We start from the raw sequence: 14928 nt of genomic DNA on the forward strand, positions 1-14928 counted from the left end.
AGAATCGCGAGCGTCACGGTTTCAGCGTCCGCGCCAGCGCGCAGAACTGCTCGAGACTCACCGTCTCGGCGCGATCCGTGGGCTTGATTCCGGCGGCGATCAGCCGGTCCTCGATATCGGGCGCCAACCCCCTGAGCGCCGCGCGCAGCATCTTGCGCCGCTGGTTGAACGCCATCGCCACCACCCGTTCGAGCGTCTTCGCATCCGCCGGGAAGCGGGGCGCGGGCAGGGCGGTGAGATGCACTACCGCGCTCGACACCTTGGGCGGCGGGGTGAAGGCGTCGGGCGGCAGGGTCATCACGATTCGCGCATCCGCGCGCCACGACGCCAGCAACGCGAGGCGCCCGTAGGCCTTGCCGCCGGGCTGCGCGACGATCCGCTCGGCCACCTCGCGCTGGAACATGAGGGTAAGCGACTGCCAGAACGGCGGCCAGTCGGGCGGGGTCAGCCAACGCACCAGCAGCTCGGTGCCGATATTGTAGGGCAGGTTGGCGACCACCCGGATCGGCGGGGTCAGGTGCTCAAGCGGGTCGATCGCCAGCGCGTCGCCGTTCAGCACCGTCAGCCGCCCCGGACAGGCGGCGGCGATTTCCTGCAGGGCGGGCAGGCAGCGCGCGTCCTTCTCCACGGCGAGCACATGCCGCGCCCCTTCGGCCAGCAGCCCGCGGGTAAGGCCCCCCGGTCCGGGCCCGACCTCGAGCACGTCGCAACGCGAGAGGTCGCCCGCCTGCCGCGCGATCTTGGCCGTGAGGTTGAGGTCCAGCAGGAAATTCTGCCCAAGCGCCTTGCGCGCCCGCAGCCCGTGCGCCGCGATGACCTCCCGCAAGGGAGGAAGAGCATCCAGCCCGCTCACGTCCCGCCCATGCGCGCGGCCAGCTTCAACGCCTCGATCAGCGAGGACGGGTTCGCCACCCCTTGCCCCGCGATGTCGAGCGCAGTGCCGTGATCGGGCGAGGTGCGCACAAAGGGCAGGCCAAGCGTCACGTTCACGCCCCGGTCGAAGTCGAGCGTCTTGATCGGGATCAGCGCCTGGTCGTGATACATCGCCACCGCCGCGTCATAGCCCGCGCGCGCGGCGGCGTGAAACATCGTGTCGGCCGAAAGCGGCCCGGCGATCTCCATCCCTTCTGCCCGGAGCGCGTCAAGCACCGGCGCGATAATCGTGATCTCCTCTTCCCCCATCTTGCCGCCTTCGCCCGCATGGGGGTTGAGCCCGGCCACCGCGATGCGCGGGCGGGTAATGCCGAAATCGCGGATCAGCGCCGCGTGGGTGATGCGCAGCGTGACGCGCAGCAGGTCGGGGGTGAGCGCGCCGGGCGCTTCGGCCAGCGGGATATGGATCGTCACCGGCACGACGCGCAACTGATCGCTCGCCAGCATCATCACCACGCGCTCCACCCCGGCGAGATGGGCGAGAAACTCGGTATGCCCGGGATGGGCGAACCCGGCGCCGTCCTGCAAGGCCTTCTTGTGAATCGGCGCGGTGCAGAGCGCGGCCGCTTCACCCGCCTGCACCACTTTCACCCCGCGGCGGATCGCGCCGATCACCGAATCCGCGTGGCGCGGGTTTGGCGCGCCGGGGGTCAGCGGCCCTGTGAAATCATGCGCCAGCACCGGCAGGCCCCGCCGCGCCGCGCCCGCCGCCTCCGAGGGTGCGCCGATCACCTCGACCGGGCCGCCCGGCACGTGGTCGGGGGCGCCGATCAGGAAGAACGGCAGATCCGCCCCCAGCGCCTCCCAGGCCTTGAGCGCGATCTCGGGGCCGATGCCGGCGGGTTCGCCGCAGCTTAGCGCGATCGGGCGCGCAGGCATCAGTATTCGATGATCCGCGCCTCGGAGCGCAGCTGCGCGAGGTAGCCCTTGGCGAAGGAATCAAGCCGCTGGTTCCCGATCTGCTCCGAAAGCTGCTGCGTCAGCCCGGCCGATGCGGTGGTCCCCGCGCCCTCGGGCGCCTCTTCGCCGTCCTCCGCCGGGGCCGGCTCTTCCGCGCCGGGGAGGACCTCGCTGCGCCCGCAGAGCATCAGCAGGACAAGCGTCTGACCGTTCGCGCGCGTCACTGTCGCGACCTCGCCGGGGTCGAGCGCCGAAAGCGCGATGGCGATGTCGTCGGGGATCTCCGCCGGCGCCTTCGAGCCGCGTTCGAGCATGCTCTCGGGTTCGTCCTTGGCGACGCCGTACAGGTCGTCGCAGGTGTCGGTGTCCGCGTCGATCCGCGCCACGCGGGCGAGGGCGGATTCGCTGCGCCCGCCGGGGATGTAGTAGGCGGCGTATTCGATCGCGGCGTATTCGGGTTCCGGCACGTCGGTCTCCTCGATGTCGCGCATCTGGAAGAGCGCCACCGCGCCCTGGATCGGCAGCGGTTCGGTCACTTCGCCGGGCGCGAGGCCGATCACCAGCGGGCGCAGCACCGGCGGCAGCTTGGTGATCGGCTGCCAGGGCAGGCGTCCGCCCGCGCCGCGCGTCGCCGTCGCGGAATAGCGCCGGGCCTGCGCGCTGAACTCCGAGATGCTGGTCGTCTCGGAAATGCGCCGCGCGAGGTTCTCCACCCGCTCCTTGGTCTGGGGCGTGTAGGGGATGATGATCTCGGACAAGAGAACGCGCACCCCGGCGCCGGTGCTGATCGCGGCGCGGGCGCGTTCGAGATCCTCCTCGCTGACCGATATGCGCGGGCCGAAACGGGCCTGGATCAGTTCGCGCCAGGTCAGCCCCGAGCGCACGAATTCGCGGAACGATTCGCGCGACACGCCGCCGTTTTCCAGCAGCTTGATCATCTGCTCGGCCGTCAGGTTGCCCCGGCTGGCGAACCGCTCCATCCCTTCCTGCACCGCCTCGTCCGACAGGGTGACGCCCTGCGCCTGCGCGGCCTGCATCTTGAGCCGCTCCTCGATCAGCTGATCCCGCGCCAGGCGGGCCGGATCGGCCGGGGCGCCCAGCAGCGACAGCAGCTTGGCGCGCTGTTGCAGCTCATAACGGGTGACGACGTCGCCGTTGACCTTGATCACCGGGTCGAACAGTCCCTGCGCCGTCGCCGGGGCCGGCGCCTGTCCGGCGATCGCTCCAAGGCCGAGGGCGGCGGCCAGCGTGAGGGCCGCGGTCAGTTTGCGCATGGTTCGGGTCATCTCAGTCAATTCCTGCAAGTTCGTGCATAGCTTTTGTCGGCCGCGCGCGCGCTGAACCCGCGCAGTCCGACCGTCAGGCTGATATCCGTCGATGGCGACAGGATAGTGGAAGAGGTGAAGCGGCGCGAGGCCGAAAGCGCGATGTCGACGCATTCATTGGTGTATTTCAGCCCGACCCCCGCCTTGACGTTGCGATCGCTGGCGACGTCGTAGCGCCATTCGGCGCTGGCGGTCCAGTGCCGCGCAAAGCGGTAGCTGCCGTCAAACGCCCATTCCGATATGGTCGCGGGGCGTTCCTCGGCCACGTCGCGGCCCAGCCAGATATAGGTCGCGCCGATATTGGTGACGTCGTTGCGCCAGCTTGCGCGCGCCTCGGCCTTGGTGGTGTCGAACGCGCTGTCGAAGAGCCCCCGCGCCGTCACCGCCAGCCCGTTATGCGTCTCCACCTGCGCGGCGACCAAAAGGTCCGAGTATTCGCCGCGCAGGCCCGAGCTCTTGCTGAAGGTCAGCCCGCCGTTGGGTTCGCGCTGCGCGCGGTCGCGCACCACCTGGCCGACGGTGAGGGCGCCCGACAGCCCGCTCGGGTTCAACCGCGCCCAGCTCAGCCCGTAGGCCGCGCTCATCCCGCGTTCGCGCCGGTCGGGCGCGGCGAAGCGCGACAGCGACAACAGGTTGCCTTCGTCGAACTCGGTGCGGGTGCTTTCGTCGATGGCGACGTTGGGCGTGTCCCCGCCGACCCAGGCCAGTTGCACGACAGGTTCGATCACGTGGGAAACGCCGCGCGCGGTCGTCTTGGCCAGCGGCCAGCGCAGGGTGAGCGCGGCCGAGGGCGTGACATCGGTGAGCGAGGCGCTGCTGGTCGCGCCGGCGCCCTCGATCTCGAAGTGATCCACCGCCACGCCGGTTTCGATGGTCGATCGCACCCCGCCGATCAGCGTCCATGTCCGCCGCCAATCCGCGCTGGCGCTGATCCGGTTGACATCGCGCCCGTCGGCGAAGACGTCGAAATCCGGGCCGTCCGTGATCAGCCCCGAAGAACGCCAGTGCGTGTGCGCCTCGCCGGAAAAGCGCAGCTCTCCGCCGAGCGCGCGGGGGAACAGGCGGCGCTCGTAATTGGCGTTGCCGACGATGGTGGGCAGGGTCGCGTTGCTCTCGCCCGGGCGCAGGCTGTGAAAATGCGTGATCGCCCCGCGGATCCACTCGTCCCGGCGGACCCGCTCGATCGACAGTTCGCTGTCGAGCCGGTCCTTGTCCGAGAAACCGTAATCGTCGAGATAGGCGTCGTCGTTGACCGCCTCGATGTCGAACCGCAGCACGAAATCGTTGTCGAGCTCGAAAGCGCCGTTGCCGAAGACATAGGCGCGGTTCTTGCGCCCGCCGAGATCGTCGTTCGACAGCGCGCCGTTGAACTCGATCTGTCCGTAGCGGAACGCCTGTCGGTAGCGGAATTCGATCGTGCGGGTCTCGGTCGAGAGATAGGGGGTGAGCGTGAGGTCGCGGTGATCGCCCAGCTTGATGAAATAGGGCGCCTTCACGCCAAAGCCCAGCAGCGTGGAATTGTAGAGCGACGGCGTCAGGAACCCGGTCGCGCGCTCCACGCTGGGATCGGGCAGGCGCAGGCGCGGAAAGTAGAAGACCGGCGTGTCCATGATCAGGAACTGCGCCCCGTCAAGGTAGATCTGGCGTTCCTCCATGTCGTGGACCACCCGCCGCGCGCGGATCTGCCAAAGCGGCGGGCGCCCGTCGGCGCAGACATGGCACGAGGTCACGGCCGCCTTGTAGAGCTGCGAATAGCGCCCGTCCTTGCGGTCGATCTGGCGCGCGGCGAGTTGCAATTGCTCGTCCATCACGATCCGCGCGCCGTAAAGGATGCCATTCTGCAGATCGCGGTCGAGCTGCGCGCTCTCGGCCAGAACGACGGTGTAGTCGCCGTCGAAAAGCGTGAGCGGCCCGTCGAATTGCAGCCGGTCCGCAGCGCGGTCATAGATGATGCGCCGCGCGCGCAGGCGGCGGCCGTCATACATCGCCTCGACATTGCCCTCGGCGACCAGCGTGTCGTCGCCGCGGATGTAGACGTCGTCCGCGACCAGCACCGCCGGCTGAGGCGGCGGCGCGGCCGCTTCCTGCGCGGCGGCGGGCAGGGCAAGCACGCAATATGTGCAGACATAAAGCCAGAGAACGCCAAGCAGCCGGGTCATCCGTCCTCCATATGCAGCACGATGCCGAAGGCAAGGAGGAAGGACGCGACCGGCGGCGCCCAGGCCGCCAGCAGCACCGGGATCTGCCCGTTCTCGGCGAGCACCTGCGCGAAGTTGCGGATATAGTAGAGCGTGAAGCCCAGCATGATCGCGCTAAGGACCGAGATCCCGGTGCTTGTCGTGCGCGCGTGACGCATGGTGAAGGCCGCCGCGATCAGCATCAGGGCCATCAGGAACAGCGGGCGGGCCAGCTCCATCTGGTACCACACGGCATAGCGCCGCGCCGAGAAACCGGCTTCTTCCAGTTCCTCGATGAAGTCGGGCAGATCCCAGAGCGAGATGTATTCCGGCTTGCCGAAGCTGTCGATGATCCGCTCCTGCGTCAGCGCGGAGGGCACGATCAGCATCGGGAAATACTGCGCCGTCGCCTCGGCATTGATGTCGGTCTCCAGGTCCCAGGTCTTGGCGCCGCGCAGCACCCATTCCCCGTCGCCCAACCGGGCGCTGCGCGCGGTGATGCGGCGCAGCGGCTCGCCCGCGGGCGAAAAGGCGATGAAGGTCGCGTCATAGAGCACGCTCACGTCCGAACTGGCGCGCGCGGCGTGGATCACGGTCTGCCCCATCGCGTCGCCCTGGCGCAGCCACAGCCCCTCGGCCGATAGCGCCAGCACGCTTTCGCCGCCGCCGCGATAGGCGTTCTTCACGTCCTGGTAGCGTTTGGACGAGGCGGCGACGATCGGGTTCAGCATGGTGATCGACACGATCCCGATCAGCGCCGCCACGGTCAGCGGCCCCAAGAGGCTGCGCAGCCCCGAACGGCCCGCCGCGCGCAGCACCACCAGTTCGGAGGACCGCGCGAGGCGCACGAACAGCGCCACGGCGGCGAGGATCAGCACCAGCGGCAGGATCTCGTAATTGGTGTGCGGGATGTTCAGCAGTACGATCTCGAGCACGTCGGCGAAGGGCAGGTCGGGGAAATCCTGCAATTCGTCCACGATGTCGATCAGCGCCAGCAACAGCACGAACAGGCCGGTGATGCCGAGAAAGGTCCACAGAAACTTGCGCGCGAAGTAGTAATGCAGGATCACGCCGCGCCCTCCCGCCGCCTGCCGCGCAGGGTCAGCCGCCGCAGCAGGCCGGGATTGGCTCCGAGATGCAGCAGCATCGCGGCGAGGATCACCCCGACGAGCGAGGGCAGATAGAGGATCGGCCACATCTGGGGCGCGGAGAGAACCGGCCCGGTGACGGCGCTTTCGATGATCTTGATGCAGACCAGCAGCACGATGGCGGTCATGATCTGGCGCCACACGCCGAACCGGCTGTAGCCGCCGAGGAGCAGCGTGGCGAAGCCGACCAGCGTGCCGACGATGCAGAACAGCGCCTGCTCGAACCGGTTGTGCCCCTCGCTCACCACTACGCCGAGTTGCGCGCCGGTGCGCTCCGCGACCCTTTCGGGATGCAGGATCAGCTCGGCCGTGCCGGCAAAGCCGACGCGGTCGGGGTTCATCGCGTTCGCCGTCACCAGCTTGCTGATGTCATAGGAAAAATCGTCGAAATGCGTGGTGAAGAGCCGGTCGCCGGTGGCGCGCAGCGTTTGCGCCAGCCCGTTCAGCATCACCAGCTTGGTCGCCCCGTCCCGCTGCACGAGATAGGCGCGCGAAGAGGTGTAGGTCGCGATGTTGTCGGGGTCGCGCCGGTCCGACAGGAACACGTTGCGCAATTCGCCCTCCGGCGTGATGTCGCGGATATAGAAGGTGACGCCCGAGGTGGGATGCAGGAATTCGCCCGGCGTCAGCAGCTTGGCGGTGACGTTGCGCGACACTTCGACCTTGCGTTCCTCGAGTTGACGCAGGCTGGCGGGAACCAGGAAATGCGTGAGCAGCGACATCATCAGCGCGACGATCAGCCCGAAGAACAGCACCGGGCGCGCCAGCCGCCAGGGCGAGAACCCGGTCGCCTGCATGACGGTCAGCTCGCTTTCGGTGCTGAGGCGGTTGGTGACGTAGACCGCCGCCGCGAAGGCCGCGATCGGCAGGACGACGGCGATGACGCCGGGCAGGGTGAGCGCGGTGAATTCCAGGAATATCCACGCCGACTGCCCGTCGCTGATAAGCCGGTCGAACATGCGCACGGCCTTGTTGATCCAGAAGATCGCCACCAGGACGAGCGCGAAGAATCCGAACAGAACCATGAATTGCGACAGCAGATATCTGTCGAATCTGGTCACGCGTATCCCCCATACCCCATATCTTGCGGGACGGTATCGCAATTGCCTGCCGGGGAAAACTGCTAAAGCGGGCGATTCCGGTTCCCCTTCGGCCGGGAATCGCGCAGCATCGCGCAAACCCGGACTGATGAGGAGCAGCACCATGACGACACCCGCCAAACTGACCTTCGCCGAGACCGATCTCGACGCCATCGCCGAGGCCGAGGGGCGCATCGCCGTCCTCATCGGCGCGGAGGGCAAGCTCGACCCCGCCACGCGCCGGGTGAACAAGCTCACCAAGGGCGCGATCGCGCGGATGCTGGAGAACGGCAAGTGGGACAAGGTGAAGCCGGGCGAGGTGCGCACGCTGGCCTGGCCCGCGGGCCTTGCCGCCGAGGCGGTGGACGTGGTCCGGGTCGAGCGCGGCGCCAAGCCCGAGGAGGCGCGCAAAGCCGGGGTCGCGCTTGGCAAGCTCAAGGGGGACTCGCCGCTATTGATCCTCGCGGGGCAGATGCGCCGGCCGGTGGAGGTCGCGCTTGGCGCGGTGTTGCGCAACTACAGCTTTGCCACGCACAAGACAGAAGACGCGAATGAAAACGGCGCCGTCACCGTGATGGTGCGCGACGCTGGCGCCATCAGGGAAGAGGCCGACGCCGCCCGCGCGGTGGCCGAAGGCGTGTTCCTGACCCGCGACCTCGTGAGCGAGCCGGCGAACCACCTGACCACGACCGAGTTCGCTTGCCGCATCAAAGGGATGGAGGACCTTGGCCTCAAGGTCACGGTGCTGGAGGAGGACGAGCTGGAGAAACTCGGGATGCGCCTGCTCCTATCGGTCGGGCATGGCAGCGCCAGCCCGTCGAAGGTGGCGGTGATGGAATGGCAGGGCGGCGACAAGGGCGATGCGCCGCTCGCCCTTGTCGGCAAGGGCGTGGTGTTCGACACCGGGGGGATCAGCCTCAAGCCCGCCGCCGGAATGGAGGACATGACGATGGACATGGGCGGCGCAGGCGTCGTCACCGGCGTCATGCACACGCTTGCGCGGCGCAAGGCGAAGGCCAACGTGGTGGGCCTTGTCGGGCTGGTCGAGAACATGCCGTCGGACCGCGCGACGCGGCCGGGCGACGTGGTCGCGTCGATGAAGGGCGACACGGTCGAGATCATCAACACCGACGCCGAGGGGCGGCTCGTGCTGGCGGATCTGATGTGGTACGCGCAAGAGACCTATGAGCCGCGCGGCATGATCGACCTCGCCACGCTCACGGGCGCGATCATCATCGGGCTGGGGCATGAGAACGCGGGCGCTTTCTCCAACGATGACAAGCTGGTGGGCGACTTCCTCAAAGCTGCCGAGGCCGAGGGCGAGGGCGCCTGGCGCCTGCCGATGGGCGAAGCCTATGACGAGCAACTGAAGAGCCAGATCGCCGACATGAAGAACGTCGGCGGGCGGCCCGGCGGCTCGATCACGGCGGCGCAGTTCCTGGGGCGGTTCGTGAAGGGGGGCGTGCCGTGGATCCATCTCGACATCGCCGGCGTCGCGTCGGTCAAGTCCGACACGCCTTATGCTCCCAAGGGGGCGAGCGGCTGGGGGGTGATGACGCTCAACCGGCTGGTGGCCGACACGCTGGAGTGACCCGGTGGGCGAGGCGTATTTCTACCACCTGACGCGCCGCCCGCTCGAGGCGGCGCTGCCGGTGCTGCTGGAACGCGCGCTCGGCAATGGCTGGCGGGTGGCGGTGCGGGGCGCGAGCCGCGATCGGCTGGACTGGCTGGACGAAAAGCTGTGGCTGGTCCCCGAGGAGGGGTTCCTGCCGCACGGGGTCGCGGGTGGACCGCATGACGCGGACCAGCCGGTGCTGCTGACCACCAGGATGGAGGCGTCGAACGGCGCGCAATGCCTGATGACGGTCGACGGGGCCGAGGTGACGCCGGGCGAGGTCACGGCGCTTGCGCGGGTCTGCGTGCTGTTCGATGGCAATGACAGTGCGGCGATGGAGCGCGCGCGCGGCCAGTGGAAGGCGCTGACCGACGCGGGCTGCGGCGCGCAATACTGGTCCGAGGAAAGCGGGCGGTGGGAGAAGAAGGCGGAGAAACCGGCGGCTTGAGCGACTGTTTTCAACCAGGCGCCGGGCCTTTCGGCTTGATCGAACCCGCGATGCGCCTAGGTGATCGGCAATAGCCACGGAGCAATTCATGTTCAGATCGCTCATCGCGGCGGCCGCGATCCTGCTGTCCTCGGGCGGCGCCGCCATTGCCCAGACCCCGTTCGGGACCGAACCCGTCGCCACGTTCGATCGGCCCTGGGCGGTCGCGCCCCTGCCGCAGGGCGGGTTTCTGGTGACCGAAAAGGCCGGGCGGCTCGTTCACGTCTCTGAAACCGGGGAACGGCGGGCGATCGAGGGTACGCCGAAGGTGCGCGATTCGGGGCAGGTGGGGCTGCTTGATGTCGCGCTGGCGCCGGATTTCACCAGTTCGAGGCAACTCTACCTGACCTGGGTGGACGGGGCTGACGGTGGCGCGCTCCACCTTGGGCGCGGGCGTCTCGACCCGGACGGCGTGCGGCTGGCGGGATTCAACGTCATTTGGCGCGCCGCGCCGACGGGTGGGCGGGGCCATCCGGGTGCGATGATCGCCTTCGGCCCGGATGGTCGCCTGTTCCTGTCCAGCGGCGATCGTCAGCTGGGCGACCCGGCGCAGGAACCGGGCGACAGCCGGGGCAAGATCCTGCGCCTGACGCAGGACGGCGCGCCCGCCGCCGGCAATCCCTTTCCCGACGCGCCCGAGGTCTGGTCGCTGGGCCACCGCAACCCATATGGCCTTGTCTTCGACCCCTCCGGCACGCTCTGGTCGCACGAGATGGGCCCGCGCGGCGGGGATGAGCTGAACGTGATCGAACCGGGCGCGAACTATGGCTGGCCGCTGGTGTCCGAGGGGCGCCGCTACAGCGGCCTTCCGATCCCGGATCATGACACGCGCCCCGAATTCGTCCCGCCCGTGATCGAATGGTCGCCGGTCATCACGCCGGCGGGGATGATCCATTACGACGGCGCGACCTTTCCCGAATGGCGGGGGTCGTTGCTGATCGGCGGGCTCGCCTCGCGTGCGCTGATCAGGGTCGAGATCGCCGACGGCGCCGCGCACGAGGCGGAGCGATGGGACATGGGCCATCGCATCCGCGATGTGGCCGCGGGCGCGGACGGGGCCGTCTACCTGTTGGAGGACGGGCAAGGCGCGCGACTGCTCCGGCTGACCCGCGATGATTGAGCGCAGACATGACAGGCCGGACACGGACCCCGGCCGACCCCGCGCCCTAACGTTCGAGCACGAGCTTGCCGTCGGCGATGTTGATGTTTGAGAACCGTTGCAGATAGGTCATGCCGAGCAGCGATTCAAAGAGCTCCCCTTCGGTGACCACCGCGCGCACGCCGGTGTCGCGCATCCCGCCGACCTCGAAACTGTCGAGCCGCACGGAGGCCGTGCGCACGATCCCGTTGGCCGTGCTGGCGCTGCCGGTATAGGCGAGCGTGTCGGGGTCGATCCCGGCGGCGCGGGCGTCCTCCGCGCTCAGCACGACCTGGCTTGCGCCGGTGTCGACGACGAAACGGATCGGCGCGCCGTTGACGTTGGCCAGCAGGTAGTAATGCCCGTCCGGCGCGCGAGGCAATTCCAGCACGCCGTCGGAAACCACCGTCTGCATCGGCGTCACGGTGCGGCGGATGTCGTCCCAGAGCCCGATCCCGGCCAGCACCCCGATGAAAATCAGCCCCCAGAGCAGCGCGTGCTGCATCGTCTTGCCCAGGCTCTGGCGGTTCGAGGCGATGAACCAGAACACCACCGCGCCGCCGAGCACGATGAGATAGACGAGGTTCGCGGTATCGATGTCCTGCATGTCGTCCTGCCGTTGCTGTCCGTCTTGAGATAGGGCGCGCGCGCCCGGTTTGGAAGATCAGCCCGCCAGCCCGAACCCGCGCAACCCGTCGAGGACGAACTGCACCGCCAGCGCGGCCAGCAGCATTCCCAGCACGCGGGTGACGACGTTGATCCCCGTCCGGCCAAGCGCGCGTTCAAGAATGCCGGCAGAGAGAAAGGACGCGAAAACAAGGAGAAGCACGACGAACATGGTCCCCATGACCCAGGCGAACCCGATCGTGTCGTCCTGTTGCCCCATCAACAGGATCACCGTCGCGATCGCGCCCGGCCCGGCGATCAGCGGAATGGCGAGCGGGAACACCGAAGGGTCGTCGTGATCGTCGCTTTCGACCTGGTCCTCGCGCCTCTTGGTGCGGCGTTCGAACAGCATGTCGAGCGCGGTCAGGAATAGCAGGATGCCGCCGGCGATGCGGAAGGCGGGCATGGAGATGCCGATGAAGCCGAGCACCGCCTCGCCGAAGACGGCGAAGACGCAGAGCAGCCCGGCGCTGGTCAGGCAGGCGCGCAGCGCCACGCGCCGACGCCGTGCGGCGTCCATTCCCGTCGTCATGGCGAGGAACAGCGGCGCCAGCGCGATCGGGTCCATCACGATGAGAAGGGTCACGAACGTGGTGATGAGCGTGGCGCTGTCCATGCCCGCCTAATGCGGGGCGGGGGGTGGGCTGTCAACCGCGCCCGTCTGTCAGGCTTCGGCCTTCTCGAGCCGTTCCAACGCCCGCATCCATAGCGATTCGGCGCGCTCCAGCGCCTCCATGACCTCGGCATACTTGCGCTGCCAGACCGCGGCTTCGTCCGCCTTGCCGGAGTCGTACATCGTCGGATCGGCCAGTTTCTTCGCCAGCCGGTCACGCATTTCGTTCAGCTTTTCAACGCGTTCCTCGCATTTTCTCACGTCCTGGCGGATGGCGAGGACCTGGTCGCGCGACGGGCGCTTCGGCTTGGCCGCCTTCGGCTTCTGCGCGGGCTTGTCGCTGCTCAGCAGCATCGCGCGATAGCTTTCGAGATCGCCCTCGTAGGGGGCGACGCGGCCATTGCTGACCAGCCAGAGCCGATCCGCCACGAGGCTGAGCAGGTGCATGTCGTGGCTCACCAGGATCACCGCCCCGCTATAGGCGGTCAGCGCCTCGACGAGCGCTTCGCGCGATTCGATGTCGAGATGGTTCGTCGGTTCGTCGAGGATGAGCATATGCGGCGCGTCGATGGTGGCGAGCATCAGTGACAGCCGCGCCTTCTGGCCGCCCGAAAGCCGGCCCACCAGCGTTTCAGCCTGTTCCGCGCCGATCCCGAATCCGCCGAGCCGCGCGCGCAGGCGCGAGGGCGCCTCGGTGGGGCGCAGACGGCGGATGTGGTCGATCGGGGTTTCGTCGACGTGCAGTTCCTCGACCTGGTGCTGGGCGAAGAACCCGACCCGGAACTTGGAGGCGGTGGTCATGCGGCCCGACAAAGGGTGAAGTTTGCCCGCCAACATCTTGGCGAAGGTCGACTTTCCCTCGCCGTTCTTGCCCAGAAGCGCGATCCGGTCGTCCTGGTCGATGCGCAGGTTCAGCCGCGACAGCACCGGCGCGCCGTCATAGCCGACCGAGGCGTCCTCGATGGCGATGATCGGCGGGGAGAGTTCCTCGGGGGAGGGGAAGGTGAATTTCTTGAGCGCGGCCTCCTGCGGGGTGGTGATCGGGGTCATCTTCTCGATCATCTTGAGACGCGATTGCGCCTGCACCGCCTTGGATGCCTTGGCCCGGAAGCGGTCGACGAAGCTTTGCAGGTGAGCGCGGCGCGCTTCCTGCTTGCGGGCTTCGGATTCCGCCGCCGCCAGCCGCGCGGCGCGGGTGCGCGCGAATGCGTCGTAACCGCCCTGGTAAAGCGTCAGCTTGCGGTCCTCCAGGTGCAGGATCGAGCCGGCAGCGCGGTTGAGCAGGTCGCGGTCGTGGCTGACGATCAGCACCGTGTGCGGATACCGCGCGAGATAGGTTTCCAGCCAGAGCGCGCCCTCGAGGTCGAGATAGTTCGTCGGCTCGTCCAGCAGCAGCAGGTCGGGCTGCGCGAAGAGCACGGCGGCGAGCGCCACGCGCATCCGCCAGCCGCCCGAAAAGGCCGAGCAGGGCTGACGCTGCTCGGCGTCCGAAAATCCCAGCCCCTTGAGGATCGAGGCGGCGCGCGCCGGCGCGCCCCAGGCGTCGATATCGCTCAGCCGGGTCTGGATCTCGGCGATGCGGGAGGGGTCGGTTGCCGTGTCGGTCTCGGCCAGCAGCGCTGCGCGTTCGGTATCGGCGGCGAGCACCGTGTCGATCAGCGAAACCTCGTTGCCCGGCGCCTCCTGCGCGACGCCACCGATGCGGGCGCGGGCGGGCAGGGTGATCTCGCCCCCCTCGAGCGCGAGTTCCCCCCGTATCAGGCGAAAGAGCGTCGTCTTGCCGACGCCGTTGCGCCCGACGATGCCGACCTTGTGCCCATCGGGGATCATGGCCGAGGCGTTCTCGAACAGCGGGCGGCCGGCGACCGAATGAGATATGTCCGAAATGCGCAGCATTGGCCCCAAGTGCCGCAACCGCCATGCCGCGTCAATCCATGCTTTTCACGGGCGCATCTGCGTGCTATCGGGGCCGCGATCCTATCCCGGCGGGACCGCGCTCCGGTCCGCCCCATCCATGAAAAGAGGCCCGACATGGCGACCGAACGCACCCTGAGCATCATCAAACCCGACGCCACCAACCGCAACCTGACCGGCAAGATCAACGCCAAGTTCGAGGATGCGGGCCTGCGCATCATCGCGCAGAAGCGCATCCAGCTGACCCCGGCGCAGGCCGGCAAGTTCTACGAGGTGCACGCCGAGCGCCCGTTCTACGGCGAGTTGTGCGAATTCATGGCCTCCGCCCCGGTCGTCGTGCAGGTGCTGGAAGGCGAGGGCGCGATCGCGAAGAACCGCGAAGTGATGGGCGCGACCAACCCGGCGGACGCGGCCCCCGGCACGATCCGCGCGGAGTTCGCCGAAAGCGTCGGCGAGAACTCGGTTCACGGCTCGGACGCGCCGGAAACCGCGAAGGAGGAGATCGCGTTCTTCTTCTCGGGGCTTGAACTGGTCGGCTGACGCCGCGCAGGCGCGTGCGCGCCGCCCGAAAGATCAAAGGCAGCCCCGGGGCTGCCTTTTTCGTGTGGCGCGTCAGATGCTTGCGAAATCGCTGAAGACCCGGCGCAGGATGATCTGCGGTTTCGGGTCCGGCTTGTCCGAGGCCGGCTTCTGCGGTTTCTGGGGCTTGGTCGTCATCTTCTGATCTCCTCGGGAGGAAGGATGCCAGCCGGTCCGCGCCAGCAGGCGCCGCGATGATCGCTTCAGCCTGTCGGTGGAACGGGGCGGGGATGCGGTGAGAATGTGGCGAAATTAAGGTCGTGTTAACCTTGTGACATAGTTGTCACTGTCAGGCCCGCGTCGGCGCCGCCTTGCGCCGCGCGGGATCGGGCTGGTGGATCAGGGTGGGGGCTC

Annotated in this window: 13 protein-coding genes; 4 read left to right on the top strand and 9 right to left on the bottom strand. The window is 68.1% G+C overall.

The window, feature by feature from the left end; genetic code table 11:
• Positions 1 to 13: 13 nt before the first annotated feature.
• From rsmA to lptF, 6 genes are read right to left on the bottom strand one after another with little or no spacing between them, the layout of a single operon-like run.
• Positions 14 to 853 carry a 16S rRNA (adenine(1518)-N(6)/adenine(1519)-N(6))-dimethyltransferase RsmA gene (gene rsmA, locus D6850_RS05210; RefSeq protein ID WP_121164427.1) on the bottom strand — a complete coding sequence of 280 codons (840 nt, stop codon included), beginning with the start codon at positions 851 to 853 and terminating at the stop codon, positions 14 to 16.
• Positions 850 to 1812: a 4-hydroxythreonine-4-phosphate dehydrogenase PdxA gene (gene pdxA / locus D6850_RS05215; protein WP_121164429.1), complete on the bottom strand. Its 963-nt coding sequence runs from the start codon at positions 1810 to 1812 to the stop codon at positions 850 to 852. Before pdxA ends, rsmA begins: the two co-directional genes overlap by 4 nt.
• On the bottom strand, positions 1812 to 3119 hold the full coding sequence (locus D6850_RS05220) for a SurA N-terminal domain-containing protein (protein ID WP_121164431.1): 1308 nt from the start codon (positions 3117 to 3119) through the stop codon (positions 1812 to 1814). The genes pdxA and D6850_RS05220 overlap by 1 nt, the downstream gene beginning before the upstream one ends.
• 5 nt (positions 3120 to 3124) lie before the next feature.
• Complete coding sequence (locus D6850_RS05225) at positions 3125 to 5317, bottom strand: LPS-assembly protein LptD (RefSeq protein WP_121164433.1); 2193 nt, start codon at positions 5315 to 5317, stop codon at positions 3125 to 3127.
• Complete coding sequence (lptG, locus tag D6850_RS05230) at positions 5314 to 6405, bottom strand: LPS export ABC transporter permease LptG (RefSeq protein WP_121164435.1); 1092 nt, start codon at positions 6403 to 6405, stop codon at positions 5314 to 5316. Before lptG ends, D6850_RS05225 begins: the two co-directional genes overlap by 4 nt.
• Positions 6402 to 7544, bottom strand: a complete 1143-nt coding sequence (gene lptF / locus D6850_RS05235) for an LPS export ABC transporter permease LptF (protein ID WP_281272559.1) — start codon at positions 7542 to 7544, stop codon at positions 6402 to 6404. Before lptF ends, lptG begins: the two co-directional genes overlap by 4 nt.
• A gap of 142 nt (positions 7545 to 7686) precedes the next feature.
• Here lptF and D6850_RS05240 point away from each other — a divergent pair, with 142 nt between their 5' ends.
• The 3 genes from D6850_RS05240 (at position 7687) to D6850_RS05250 (ending at position 10784) form a co-directional block, all read left to right on the top strand.
• Positions 7687 to 9153 (top strand): leucyl aminopeptidase, encoded by a 1467-nt coding sequence (locus D6850_RS05240; RefSeq protein ID WP_121164437.1) that lies wholly within the window; start codon positions 7687 to 7689, stop codon positions 9151 to 9153.
• 4 nt (positions 9154 to 9157) lie between these two features.
• Positions 9158 to 9625 (top strand): DNA polymerase III subunit chi, encoded by a 468-nt coding sequence (locus D6850_RS05245; RefSeq protein WP_121164439.1) that lies wholly within the window; start codon positions 9158 to 9160, stop codon positions 9623 to 9625.
• Between the two features lie 88 nt (positions 9626 to 9713).
• Positions 9714 to 10784, top strand: a complete 1071-nt coding sequence (locus D6850_RS05250) for a PQQ-dependent sugar dehydrogenase (RefSeq protein ID WP_121164441.1) — start codon at positions 9714 to 9716, stop codon at positions 10782 to 10784.
• Positions 10785 to 10830: 46 nt separating this feature from the next.
• Here the strand turns inward: D6850_RS05250 and D6850_RS05255 are convergent, their stop codons facing one another.
• Genes D6850_RS05255 through D6850_RS05265 form a run of 3 tightly spaced genes read right to left on the bottom strand, consistent with a single transcriptional unit; the run spans position 10831 to position 13977 of the window.
• Positions 10831 to 11409: a retropepsin-like aspartic protease family protein gene (locus tag D6850_RS05255; protein WP_121164443.1), complete on the bottom strand. Its 579-nt coding sequence runs from the start codon at positions 11407 to 11409 to the stop codon at positions 10831 to 10833.
• Positions 11410 to 11466: 57 nt separating this feature from the next.
• Complete coding sequence (locus tag D6850_RS05260; RefSeq protein ID WP_121164445.1) at positions 11467 to 12084, bottom strand: MarC family protein; 618 nt, start codon at positions 12082 to 12084, stop codon at positions 11467 to 11469.
• 48 nt (positions 12085 to 12132) lie between these two features.
• Positions 12133 to 13977 carry an ABC-F family ATP-binding cassette domain-containing protein gene (locus D6850_RS05265; protein ID WP_121164447.1) on the bottom strand — a complete coding sequence of 615 codons (1845 nt, stop codon included), beginning with the start codon at positions 13975 to 13977 and terminating at the stop codon, positions 12133 to 12135.
• A gap of 135 nt (positions 13978 to 14112) precedes the next feature.
• Between D6850_RS05265 and ndk the strand changes: the two genes are divergently transcribed.
• Positions 14113 to 14535: a nucleoside-diphosphate kinase gene (gene ndk, locus D6850_RS05270; RefSeq protein ID WP_121164449.1), complete on the top strand. Its 423-nt coding sequence runs from the start codon at positions 14113 to 14115 to the stop codon at positions 14533 to 14535.
• Positions 14536 to 14928: the final 393 nt, after the last annotated feature.

This window comes from Roseovarius spongiae (genome assembly GCF_003651245.1).
In the GTDB taxonomy this organism is placed as follows: domain Bacteria; phylum Pseudomonadota; class Alphaproteobacteria; order Rhodobacterales; family Rhodobacteraceae; genus Roseovarius; species Roseovarius spongiae.